12 protein-coding genes are annotated in these 12,576 nt (G+C 44.3%); 2 read left to right on the top strand and 10 right to left on the bottom strand.

The features are described 5' to 3' along the window. Window positions 1-76 precede the first annotated feature (76 nt). Together SULKU_RS05290 and SULKU_RS05285 are read left to right on the top strand one after the other, a co-directional pair. Window positions 77-757 carry a superoxide dismutase gene (locus tag SULKU_RS05290; protein ID WP_013459908.1) on the top strand — a complete coding sequence of 227 codons (681 nt, stop codon included), beginning with the start codon at window positions 77-79 and terminating at the stop codon, window positions 755-757. 31 nt (window positions 758-788) lie between these two features. Then, a complete protein-coding gene (locus tag SULKU_RS05285; RefSeq protein ID WP_013459907.1) occupies window positions 789-1,283 on the top strand; it encodes a rhodanese-like domain-containing protein in 495 nt (164 codons plus the stop codon). A 33-nt stretch (window positions 1,284-1,316) separates the two neighbouring features. Here SULKU_RS05285 and rd read toward each other — a convergent pair whose 3' ends face one another. From rd to SULKU_RS05235, 10 genes are all read right to left on the bottom strand, one after another. Continuing rightward, window positions 1,317-1,481: a rubredoxin gene (gene rd / locus SULKU_RS05280; RefSeq protein WP_013459906.1), complete on the bottom strand. Its 165-nt coding sequence runs from the start codon at window positions 1,479-1,481 to the stop codon at window positions 1,317-1,319. Between the two features lie 14 nt (window positions 1,482-1,495). Beyond that, on the bottom strand, window positions 1,496-2,356 hold the full coding sequence (locus SULKU_RS05275) for a thiamine pyrophosphate-dependent enzyme (protein ID WP_013459905.1): 861 nt from the start codon (window positions 2,354-2,356) through the stop codon (window positions 1,496-1,498). Continuing rightward, a complete protein-coding gene (locus SULKU_RS05270; RefSeq protein ID WP_013459904.1) occupies window positions 2,353-4,032 on the bottom strand; it encodes a 2-oxoacid:acceptor oxidoreductase subunit alpha in 1,680 nt (559 codons plus the stop codon). The genes SULKU_RS05275 and SULKU_RS05270 overlap by 4 nt, the downstream gene beginning before the upstream one ends. After that, entirely contained in the window at window positions 4,029-4,727 is a 699-nt protein-coding gene (locus SULKU_RS14715; protein WP_013459903.1) for a DUF2231 domain-containing protein, read from the bottom strand. The genes SULKU_RS05270 and SULKU_RS14715 overlap by 4 nt, the downstream gene beginning before the upstream one ends. A gap of 143 nt (window positions 4,728-4,870) precedes the next feature. Further along, entirely contained in the window at window positions 4,871-7,267 is a 2,397-nt protein-coding gene (gene ppsA / locus SULKU_RS05260) for a pyruvate, water dikinase (protein ID WP_013459902.1), read from the bottom strand. A 41-nt stretch (window positions 7,268-7,308) separates the two neighbouring features. Then, window positions 7,309-8,901 carry a methyl-accepting chemotaxis protein gene (locus SULKU_RS05255; protein WP_013459901.1) on the bottom strand — a complete coding sequence of 531 codons (1,593 nt, stop codon included), beginning with the start codon at window positions 8,899-8,901 and terminating at the stop codon, window positions 7,309-7,311. 11 nt (window positions 8,902-8,912) lie between these two features. Further along, window positions 8,913-9,224: a hypothetical protein gene (locus SULKU_RS05250; protein WP_013459900.1), complete on the bottom strand. Its 312-nt coding sequence runs from the start codon at window positions 9,222-9,224 to the stop codon at window positions 8,913-8,915. 44 nt (window positions 9,225-9,268) lie between these two features. Further along, on the bottom strand, window positions 9,269-10,969 hold the full coding sequence (locus SULKU_RS05245) for a response regulator (protein ID WP_151174244.1): 1,701 nt from the start codon (window positions 10,967-10,969) through the stop codon (window positions 9,269-9,271). A gap of 67 nt (window positions 10,970-11,036) precedes the next feature. Beyond that, window positions 11,037-11,708 (bottom strand): FAD:protein FMN transferase, encoded by a 672-nt coding sequence (locus tag SULKU_RS05240; RefSeq protein ID WP_172633599.1) that lies wholly within the window; start codon window positions 11,706-11,708, stop codon window positions 11,037-11,039. 82 nt (window positions 11,709-11,790) lie between these two features. After that, complete coding sequence (locus SULKU_RS05235; protein ID WP_013459897.1) at window positions 11,791-12,564, bottom strand: EF-hand domain-containing protein; 774 nt, start codon at window positions 12,562-12,564, stop codon at window positions 11,791-11,793. Between the last annotated feature and the right edge of the window lie 12 nt (window positions 12,565-12,576).

Genomic DNA, 12,576 nt, shown 5'->3' with positions numbered 1-12,576 from the left:
TTATTAAATACTATTTAGCTGAATTTATTACTATTAGTTATTATAATAGTACATCTCTCTAAGGAAAGGGTTCAGTATGAAACATTCACTTATGGAACTGCCTTTTGGGCAAACGGAATTAGAACCTTATATTTCTGCCGAAACAATTTCTTATCACTACGGCAAACACCATGCCGGATATGTAAATAAGCTCAACTCTCTTATTGAGGGGACAGAATATGAGGACAAACCTCTTGATTACATTATCAAATACGCGCATGACGCAATTTTCAATAATGCGGCTCAAATCTACAACCACGACTTTTACTGGAAGGGGCTTAAAAATGGATCGACAATTCCCTCTGTGGAACTACTAGGCATGATCGAACACGACTTCGGATCGATTAAAGCCTTTGAGGATGCTTTTTTAGCCGCCGCTACAGCTTTTTTCGGGTCGGGATGGGTATGGCTTATTGTTTCAAAGAGCAAGAAACTGGAGATCAAAATGACCTCTAATGCCGATACACCTATACGACACGGAGACACTCCGCTATTGACGTGTGATGTGTGGGAGCATGCTTATTACATCGATTATCGTAACGGTCGGGCGGCATATCTTTCCAATTGGTGGAAACTGATCAATTGGAATTTCGTTTCCGATAATCTTTCCGATTTTATGAACGACCCGATTGCGGGCTATAATCAATCATGCAATGATCTCAATTCAGTATGTGAGTATGTCGATTTTATGCAAAACAATGAACGTATGCCGTCTTAAATGACAGCTAACCTACTTTAAGGAGTATATTATGGTACGACAATTATCTATTTTGATTCTCTCAGGTCTATTAAATTCTGCCGCTCTGTACGGTGTCGATTATGACGGTGAAAAAAGCACACTGACAGAGATTCCCTATGCGATGTGTGTCATTCCTCCGCAAATAAGCGAGGCCAAGGCTCAAGGGATAAACGTTGTGAATACAAAAAAAGCAAAATCACTGTATGATCAAAATGCTCTGTTTTTCGACGCACGTGAAAAACGCCACTATGCGCAGGAACATATAAAAGGTGCATATCCTGTCTATTTCGATCAATCAAAAGCACAATACGTGGCTCTGCAACTCCCTACAGATAAAAAACAGCCTCTTGTTTTTTACTGCTACGGCGAATCGTGTGCCAATTCGTATGAAGCAGCTCTATCGGTACGAAAACAGGGATATAAAAATGTCTATTGGCTCCTAAACGGCTATGCAAAATGGAAAACAGGGGGATACCCTGTTCAATCGGTGCAAAAAACCAAATAAAAGAATGACCTGACATTTTAGCGATTCGCCGCGTTAGTCGGCCAATTCGCTAAAATCTTCTTTCCCGACACCGCAGACAGGGCATACCCAATCTTCGGGAAGTTCCTCAAAACGCATCCCGGCTTCTATACCGTTATCGAGGTCGCCTACTTCCGGATCATAAATGTAACCGCATACATTGCACTCAAATTTTGTCATTTTCTACCCCTTTGTTAAATATATTTATCCATCTCTTTGCTAAGCGCATGAAAGTCAACCTGATGAAACAAGAGAGGACGTTCATCCATTCCGTTCTCAATCCTTAAAATATCTTCCAATGTCATTTTAGGAGGACTTTTGTAAAGTACGCCGATCGGAAAAGGATGAGACTCCAGCGCTTTTTCAAATGCTTTTACTTTATCCGTCGGGTCATAACTCTCCGGCAGCTCGTACACGTTATCCTTAAACCACTTAAAGGTATTGGTTTTATTGAATGTAATGCACGGCTGAAAAATATCGATCAAAACATATCCCTTATGCTCAATAGCGATTTTGAGCATTTTTTTACAATGTTCCTTGTTCCCTGAAAAAGTACGGATCACGAGCGATGCATCGAGCGATATCGCCGTGGCAATCGGATTGAAAGGCTCTACATGCACCCCCTCGGTCTGCACGGGCGTTTTAAACTCCCGCTGAGATGTCGGAGAAGCCTGCCCTTTGGTGAGGCCGTAAACCATATTGTTATGGACGATATTAATGATATCGGCATTTCGGCGGATTGCGGCCATAAAGTGGTTTCCCCCCTCTCCGTACATATCCCCATCTCCCCCTTCGGCAATGACCGTGAGTGAAGGATTGGATACTTTTACCCCCTGCGCGACGGGGAGCGCTCTGCCGTGAAGACCGTTGAACATATGAACAGACATATATTGCGGTGTTTTCGCCGCCTGCCCTATCCCCGAAACCACTACCGTGTTAAGCGGGTCAAGCCCCATTTCATCCAGTGCCTCTTTTAGATGGGCCAGAATCGAAAAATTTCCGCATCCGGGACACCATGCATTGTCTTCGACAATTCGATCAAAGCGTGTATTCATCGTATCTCCTTTAATGCGGATGCGAGTTTTTTAGAGAGTTCATCGACAAAAAAACTCAAGCCGTCGGATTTCAGAATCTGATGATCCACTCTAATACCGTGCAATCGTAAAAGTTTTGCAAACTGCCCCGTGGCGTTATTCTCAACCACCACGATCGTTTTATCCTCTCTCAGCGGAGTCAGCTGAGATTCGCTCAGCGGATGGACCCACGAAAAATGGATTATCGATACCCTCTCATCGCCGATTCTCTCAACGGCCTCTTTGATAATGTGTTTCGTACTCCCCCATCCGAGAACAATAATATCGCCCTCCCCCTCAACTTCGGGAACAATCGCTTCATCAAAGATCAAATTTATCTTTTGTAACCGTTTGCCGTTTTGTTCGTTACGTACCGACATACTCTCGGTGATCAGCCCTTCTTCGGTATGTTCGTCCGAATCGACCAATACCAGCCCCTCGCCGTACCCCGGAATTCCGCGCGGACTGATCCCATTGTCGCTCAAACAATAGCGTTTATACTCCGCATCGGTTTTAACGATGCGAGAAACTGGCTGTCGGGAACCGATTTCAAACCGCTCGATATGAAAATAGCTATCCGCCAAATACTGATCGCTCAAGATTATCACCGGAATCTGATACTGATCGGCGAGATCGAATGCCATGCGGGTCAACTCAAAACACTCTTTAGGATCACCCGGAGCCAGTACAATCCGCGGAAATTCACCGTGGCCGCTATAAATGGAGAGTTCCAAATCCCCCTGTTCCGTCCGTGTGGGAAGTCCGGTCGCGGGTCCGGGACGCTGCGCCAGATAGACAACCATCGGAGTTTCGGTTATCCCGCTGAGACTGAGTCCCTCACCCATCAGGGCAAATCCGCCGCCGCTCGTCGTCGTAATTGCCCGTCCACCGCTGTACCAGGCACCTAGCCCCATCTGAAACGCGGCAATCTCATCTTCGGCTTGTTCGACACAGATACCGAACGTTCGGCTCTGCTTCGCCAAAAAGGTTAATACCCCCGTCGAAGGGCTCATCGGATAGCTACAGATAAAATTGCATCCTCCCGCAATAGAGCCGAATCCTACCCCTTCCGTACCGCTTAAAAAGAAATCTCCGGCTTTTCTTGAAATTGGATTCGGTTCGATACAATAGCGGCAATTTCCGTTATCTTCAGCCAGCTGCGCTCCGATATCCAATGCTCTAAGATTTATCTCAAGCATCTCATCTTGATACAGCTCCGACACAATCTCTTTTAATATACCTAAATCGCATCCGAGCATTCCGAAAACCAGTGCCGCGGCTATCGTATTGGAGACGATCGGACTTCCGATACTTTTGGCCAGTGAGGGCAAATCATGATCATAGAGGGTACAGTCACACTCAAAATCCCCTTTTTTGGCGATCAAAAATGTCTCTTGGCTTATCCTCTCTAGGGCATGATAGTATGAATCCGTGTCCAGCGGGACAAAGATGTCCACCTTGAATACAGGGGCGTTAACAGGACGCTTCGAAATACGAATCAATGTCGTATTGCTTCCGCCTCGGATTCTGGACATAAACTCTTTGGTTGAAAAAGTGTAAAAACCCGCTCTTTTAAACCCTTTGGTGAGCAAAGTCTCTATACTCGCGATCCCCTGACCCGCTTTCCCCCCGATCAATACCGAAACCGAATCTTTCATTGTCTCGCCCCCCAGGTGATTTTTCCACCGTAATACGCCACTACGGTAATCGAAATAACCGTAACAAAAATTATAGAGTGATAGATAAACCCGTCTATCCCCTGGCTAAAAGGGACATCCTGATTCATCATTTTTTGAGCAATCGGAATCAACCCGACAACAAGGGTAAAAGATGCACCATAAAGCTTAATCATAAAAGGCTTGGATTTGACTAGATCATAATTGATCCACCAGCTGAAAACCCCTGTTATTAATGCGAAGAATCCCATTATTGTTGCGATAAGAAATGATAAAAAAACAGCCGCTTCATACTCTGCTGAGGGGTTGGCAAGGAACAAAACATCCGCGCCCGCGCTGAAATAGTGCAGTGCTATCGGGAAATGGATGACCATAGGATGAGGATGATAAGCCGCGTACCACCGTCGATAGCGCTCTTTTTTGCTTTCGTCTACAGCATGAGAGATAGCGATAAATTCACCGACACACGGAAAGTTTTCAAACACTTCGTCGCTGTGCGGTGCATTCGCCAACTCGGGTGTCAGATCACAACCTGCAAAATGCTTTTTAAAATGAGAACCGTTTTTCCAAAGCTTGGACTCGCTGACATCGTACACCCGTCCTTTATAGGCGATATAGGCAGGCTTACCCTCTTGACCGTTGTACTCTAAAAGCTCTATCTCGTTAAATTGGTGCATAGATTCCTGCTTACGCTTCATAAATGCTTATATCAGCATTGATTGATACATATCAAACCATCTACAAAAACACTCTAATCGTTACAGATACTTTAGTCCAACTTGGTAAATACAAAAATATAAAATCAAACTAATTGCAAAAATTATTGTTTAGCCTCAAACGCACTCACGACTTGTCGCATTTTAAGAAGCGAATCGGGGTTAAGAGAGATCGAATCGATTCCCTCCTCTACCAAAAATCGGGTGATTTCGGGATAATCTGAGGGAGCCTGGCCGCAGATACCGATGTATTTGCCCCGCTCTTTGCATGCGCGTATCGCCTGAGAGAGCATCCGTGTTACCGCATCATTGCGCTCATCGAATACCGCCGCAACCAATGTACTGTCCCGATCTACTCCGAGGGTAAGTTGGGTTAAATCGTTTGAGCCGATACTGTAGCCGTCAAAGATTTCCAAAAACTGATCGGCAAGAATGACGTTGGAGGGGATTTCGCACATTGCATAGATTTCCAGAGCATTCTCCCCTTGCACCAATCCCGCTTCGTTCATCACGGCAATCGCTTTGCGCCCCTCCTCGGGAGTACGGACAAAGGGGAGCATCACTTTGACATTATCGAGCCCCATATCATCGCGAACCCGTTTCAACGCTTCACACTCCCATTCAAATGCTTCGCGGTACTGCTGCGAGTAATAGCGGCTGGCTCCCCGAAATCCGATCATCGGGTTCTCTTCGTCAGACTCATACGCCGCACCGCCGACCATGTGTTTATACTCATTGGATTTAAAATCTGAGGTACGGACGACTACGGGACGGGGATAAAAAGCCGCCGCGATCATCCCTACCCCCTCAGAGAGCTTGTCGATAAAAAACATTTTGGGATCGTCATACCCTTTCATCGCCGCTTTCACCGCTTTATATTCACGTATTTTTTTGCCGCGAGAGAGTTCCACCAATGCCATTGGATGGGCCTTGACGTAGTTGGTGATAATAAACTCCATACGTGCCAGACCTACCCCGTCATTGGGCAGTTTGGCGACCTTAAACGCACTGTCGGGATTCCCGACGTTCATATAGAGTTTCGTTTTCGTCGGAGCAAGATTGCCCAGATCGATCTTAGTGATCTCATAGGGGATTAACCCCTCATACACATGGCCGTTCTCCCCCTCCGCACAGCTCACGCTCACCTCTTCGTTCTCATACAGAAGCTCGGTCGCATTAACCGTCCCTACAATGGCGGGGACACCGATTTCACGCGCGACGATGGCGGCATGGCACGTCCGACCGCCGCGGTTGGTGATCACGGCGGAGGCTTTCTTCATGATCGGTTCCCAATCGGGATCGGTGATATCGGCGACGAGGACATCTCCGACGTTAAACCTCTCCCCCTCGGCAGGTGAGTGGATAATCTTGACATTCCCCGAGCCGATTTTCTCACCGATGGCTTTCCCGCTGAGAAGTATTTTTGCTTTGACTTCCTCTTTAAAACGGTATTGTTCGAGCGTATTGTTACTGAGTTTTTGGCTTTGAACCGTTTCAGGCCGTGCCTGAACGATAAACAGCTCGCCGCTCATGCCGTCTTTGGCCCATTCGATATCCATCGGGCGATATTCTCCCGCAAGAATGGTGTAATGATCCTCAATGAGGAGTGCATATCTAGCCAACGTCGCAACCTCATCGTCATTAATCGAAAATTGTTCCTGCAGCTCTTTGGGGGTGGAGAGATTCATCGTATGATGGCGTTCATCATACGTCATCGTCAGCGCTTTGGAGCCGAGCTGACGTTTTAGAATGGAGACTTGGTTTGCTTTGAGTGTCGGTTTGTAGACATAAAATTCATCGGGATTAACCCGACCGCCGACGATATTTTCACCCAAGCCCCAGATCGAATTGATCAAAATCAGCTTATCCGATCCATTTTCGGTATCGATCGTGAACATAATTCCGCTGCTGGACAGATCACTGCGTACCATTTTCTGAACTCCCACGGAGAGGGCAACGGCAAAATGGTCATACCCCCGACTGTGGCGATAGCTGATCGCACGGTCGGTGAACAGCGATGCGAAACACCGTTTGACATGCTCAATCAGCATCGTCTCCCCGCGCACATTCAGATAACTCTCCTGCTGCCCCGCAAAACTCGCATCGGGCAGATCTTCCGCCGTTGCGGAAGAGCGTACCGCAACATCGACGGAAGCCATGCCGTACTCTTTTTCCATGATTCGGTAGCTTTCGGAAATTTCGTTTTTGAGGACTTCGGGCATCTCACCGGTAAGCATCAAAGTGCGGATAGAGTTTCCGCATCGGTTGAGTTCTTCGATATCGGTGAGATCGACCCCTTTGAAAGAGTCTCGGATTTTAGGTTCAAACTGATTATGAGCAATAAAAGCGCGATACCCATCTGCCGTGACAGCAAACCCTTCGGGTACTTTGACCCCAAGCGATTTAAGAGAACCGATCATCTCCCCCAAAGAGGCATTTTTGCCTCCGACTAAAGCTATGTCTTCTAATCTCAACGAATCCAAACGGCGAATATAGTTCATAATGCACACTCCCCACTCTTTTTAAGATTACTAATCTTTATTCAGACCTTGAAGGCACTCAGTTCCTCGGTAAGCTCATGCGTAACAGCGTCAAGTTTACCCGCAATTTGCTGCAACTCATTGGCGATCTGTTCGTTTTCGCTCGCAAGACTTGATGTTTCGGTCATCATTTGCATCAGTTCCTTGGTTCGCTGTCCGATCGCCACCACTTCCATCGATGCCTTTTTCGCTATTTCACTTGTCTCTTTATTGGTATTTTTAGTGGTATCCGCTTGATCTTTGACCAAGGTGGCCTCTACGCTCACTCCGTTAATCCATTCCGCATTCTCATGCATTGTCTGACTCACGTCCTCGACACTTTGAACAACAACGTTTACTGTCGCATCGATTTCAGACAAACTCTTTTGTGTCCGCTCGGCAAGTTTGCGTACCTCATCCGCCACCACGGCAAAACCCCGTCCGTGTTCACCCGCACGTGCTGCCTCGATAGCGGCGTTGAGAGCCAATAAATTTGTCTGATCCGCAATATCACGAATAATAGTCAGAATCTGTTTGATTTCTACCGTTTGCTGCGCGGTTGTAACCACTTTTGCACTCGTATCAAGCTCGCGGCGGCTGGCCATAAGAATATCTTCGACTACGCGGTCCAAAGAGGAGACCATTTTTTCCAGCGTCTGATAACTCGTAAGCATCTCTTCTGCGGTTTGAATGGAATATTCTTCGCTTCGATCCAGATCTTTTTCGACCAGTTCAGTGAGTTTTTTCGACTCATCTACTTTGATGCTCTGAGTAACGGTACTGCTTTGCAGTGCTGTAGCATGTTTGGACAAAACAGAAGCAATTTCCTTTGAATCCGATGCCGTCGCAAGAACCGTTACAATAACCTGCTGTATTTTTTCAATAAACAAATTGATATTACTCGCGATTTCGCCTAATTCGTCTTTGCTGTTAACGCTGACGCGAGACGTAAGATCCCCCTCACCTCCCGCAAGGTCCTTAACTCTTTCCAAAAGTTCCTTAAGCGGTGTGCCTATGATACGGCGTAAAATCAACATCAAAAAGATGATAGTGAAAATTGCTCCCGCAATCATCGTTAAAACTGTTTTCGTCATCATCGCGGCAATATCATTTTCAAGATCTGCAAGTGAATATTCCAGATCCATTACTCCGAGGACATCCCCCACTTTGGCATTGGTATGACACGCCATACACTCTTGCGTCGCCACAAGCGGACTAAGAATTTTTAATGCATGTCCGCCGTCACTGATCAGCGTTTCCTGCTTAGAGTTTTTAAATACACCGGCAACCTCTTGTGAAATCGTACCGGTGTTTTGAAGATTAAATAATTCAATGACCTGCGGTGATTTGTAAATAGTCAGTTTTTTTACCCCTTTGATTTCTCCGGCTTTTTTCAGCGTCTCTTCAACCACAACGGGATCGCCAAGATTCATTGCGCCGCGTACGGTTTGAAAGACGGATTCACTCAGCATCTGTAGATGTTTTTTTCCCGATTCAAGCTGTGACTCTTTAAATTCACGTGTCACTACCCACTGCAGCATCGCAGACGTTATAAGCAAAATCGCAATCAATGACAATACAATTTTTAATCCGATCGAACGGCGAATACTATCCATTTAAAATCCCATTACCGTATTTTTTTTGTTACGCTGAGTTGTGAAACAAGACACAGATTATCCAGCAGCTCATACAATTGAGGTTCCCCCGCTATTACCGATATTTTGGCATTATCTCCGAGAATAAATTTTTGAAGCGCACCTATCAAGGCCGAAGGGATTACGAATGTATCGACAAAATCGATAATGATCTTTTTCTGCGGTTCACGCTGAAGCAATGATGCAATCTGCTCTTTTATGGAAATCGTATCGGCTATCGTTTTTACGATCCCTTCTACAACTATAACAGTAGCTGTACTTTCATTATTTACTCTAATATCCATATCTACACCTTTCAGTTAAATTATTCTAGCACTTTTTCCGGTTATTATTCTATTTTGTGTAAAAACAGCACTGAATTTCCGGTTTGATTGTAATAGATCCCCAATGACGATTGACGCGAAAGATAAACCCCTTTGCCGTTATAGCGACTTGTATTTCTGAATATCTGACTCAGGAGTTTCGTGTTAAAACCGTTCCCCTCATCCGTAATTTGCGTCACGATATAGACCGATGGGTCATTTTTGAGAACGTGCACTGTGATATCGATTTGTTTGATACATTCGTTTTCGTATGACATCAGCGTCTCAATATAACGGTCTTCTTCCAAAAGACGATGCTTTTCAAGCGACTCTATACCGAGATTTCCGTGTTCATAAGCATTCATCATTAATTCGTTAAAAACAACCAGTGCATTGTTAATCATGGATTTATTATCCGTTATTGACGTGCAAAGCGATTCATACCAATCCCCGGCCTCGTCGATAGCGATTAGCGATGTCGAAAATTTTCGATGGTAGGGAGTGCTGTTCCCAAAATCGAAGCAATTGATAAAAATCAGCGTCACGTCATCTTCTTGTTTATCAATCCTATTTAAAAAAAGTGTTTTCAACTCTTTTTGTGTAAACGCATCGGCAAAATCATCTTCGATCACCGATTCATAACTGCCCTGCCCGTTTTTAAGGGTATTTTCGACCAATCCGTCCGTACAAAAAAGAAATTTTACAATCGATGAAATATCGATTCGCATAATATTAAATTCTTTTTGATACCTGTTTAATGGCGGATTATTCGACTTTAGTTTGATAATTTTTCTCGTATTATCCTGCAACAGCGAAGGGGGCATCGCAAATTTTGCATAATGCATTGAAGTCTCATATTGGTTCATCACAATAAAATCAACCGATATCATCTCATCTTCAAGCAAAATCGGTTGAATATACGCAATCGCGTCATCTATAAGATTATGCAGATCGAAATTCCCTTGTTTAAGCATATTGTCGATCGAATAGTTTATATGTGCCGTCATCAACATCGCGCTCAACGACGCCGACACCCCCTTACCCATTCCGTCAACTAGCAGGTAAAACGTAGTGTAGTCATCGATTTTACGTGCCGAATAAGCATCACCGCTAAGAATATCGAGAGGACGATAGATAAAATCAGGAATAATGACCCCTGTATCCGTACTGCGACAGTGACTTTCAAGAAGCTGATAGTAAAAATCATTCCGTAAAATTGAAAGTTCTTTATCGAAAGCAAGCCGTTCCTGGTAGGCCGAATAGCGTTCTTTCTCTTGAAACTCTTTGATTTTTTTGTTTCGTTCCGCCTCAACATAGCGTTTAGAAAGTACAATGCGCGCAGCCGTAAGAACAGCATCAAACAACTCTTCGGTATCAACTGGTTTATGGACAAAATTCGATACATGCAGCTTTAAAGCCTTAATGATACTATCCGTCGAATCGATTGCCGTTACTAAAATGATAGGCATAGAGGGATTATCGGCACGAACTTTTCGAATCAGTTCAAAGCCGTCCAGCTGAGGCATATGATGATCTGTAATGATGATATCTATATGCTGCTTTTTGTATTGTGCGTATCCCTCTTCTTCATTATCCACAACGATCACTTTTGATACCAAAGTGTCAAAGAACGAAGCATACAATACACGTGAGAATTCATCGTTTTCTACGCACAACAGTGTCATTTCACTGAGATATTCATTATAAAAAGTATTTTGCATCATCATCCGCACGTTAAATGTTCTTAACTCAATTATAGCGACGATTATGCAAATAAGTTAAATAAAGAATCGATTATACGGCAAATACTTTAATATGTTCAGGCAAAACGATATGAGAATTACTCAACAAAGCCGTACTCCATACTCCTGCATCAACCGTTGTCGGTGCAATGATGCTCACTTGGGAATAATGCTTTGAACACTCTTTAGAGGCTATGACATGGGATATTTTCTCATCTTCAAACATCACATAGCGCTTGGAATGGCCCGAAGTACACAAAGATGTATCATTCAACTCGACTTCCATTAGATTACAATCAAAATTCTCAGGGTCCTGTATACCGATTTTCCACAAAGAATCTTCATATTTTCCGATTGCCGCTATATCACCGCCAAAATTGACAAGAGCCGATGAGACGCCCGCGGATTGCAGGATGAGAATACTCTGATCGACCGCATACTCTTTTACCAAGCCTCCGAGATCAATTTTGGTATATTCATTGGCAAACGTCAAATGATTTCCTTCCAGTATAAGGTGAGCACACGAGGCAAAAGGGGCTAATTTCTTTTTTTGAACCCGATAATCATCAAGCGTTGCAAGGTTAGAGAGACTTTTAAATGTCCCCGCCAAAGCAATATCAAAAGCACCTTTGGTCGCATCGGCATAAAAGATGGCGAGCTGAATAAGACCGGCAAGTTCATCGCTGAGGAGATGATGGGCACATATGCACACAACAATTGACAAAGATGTCAGTGAGATTAACCCTCTCGAAAAAGGCTCTTATCGGAGTTTCAAAAGTATTATAAACGATAAAAATACGATACCTCTAAGTATTTTTTGTATTGCTTCTTGAAAGGTGGAAATAAGTTTCTCGATATTTTGTCAAAAGTTGAGAATCTTTATGCAGAGCTAGTGAATAAGTAACCACATCAGCATTTGCTTTATTCAGAGCTTCTGCATTTTCTGCATTCATTGGCCCATCGATATATGCTTTACCAAGAGCTCCTGCTTTAGTTGATGCATCCTTATACGCTTGTGCGTCCACTGTCATTTGCTTCATTTGATATATAATTGTAAATATTGACACTGAATTTTTATTGCCTGTAGACGTATTTTTACTATGTTCTTCGGTAACTTTCTGAGCAGGAACTGTTTGAACTTTTGAGAATAATGACTCTTCCAACGTACTTTGTGTCGTATCGCTCAATGTTGATTGTGCCGTCGTATCCAATGCCTCCGTCTTAAGACGATGAAACCCATCGTGTGCGTGTTTTTTTTGTGACTGCTGAAGCGCTTTCATCAATTCATCCGAACTGATAGCACCGTCAGTATTGATATCAATACTGTTAAATACGGTATCGGCATCATTGTAAGTCTTTCCGGTTTTTTCGGTCAATGCCTGCGCCGCTTGTCTAAACTCGGCTTTATCGATCGTACCGCTTTTATCAGTATCTGATGTTGACATCAGAGTATCTGATGCTTTCTGCAACATCGATGTATAATCAGTGGAAGCCGTACCGCATGCACCGCTTTGACGCTGGACAGTATTACCGTAAGACTGTGATGAAACCGCCCATCCGGCTCCGCCATTGATCGTCATGGGGTCTCCTTT

Source organism: Sulfuricurvum kujiense DSM 16994 (genome assembly GCF_000183725.1).
Taxonomy (GTDB): domain Bacteria; phylum Campylobacterota; class Campylobacteria; order Campylobacterales; family Sulfurimonadaceae; genus Sulfuricurvum; species Sulfuricurvum kujiense.
Note: the sequence above shows the minus strand (reverse complement) of the source record. Positions and strands in the feature narration are given on the sequence as shown.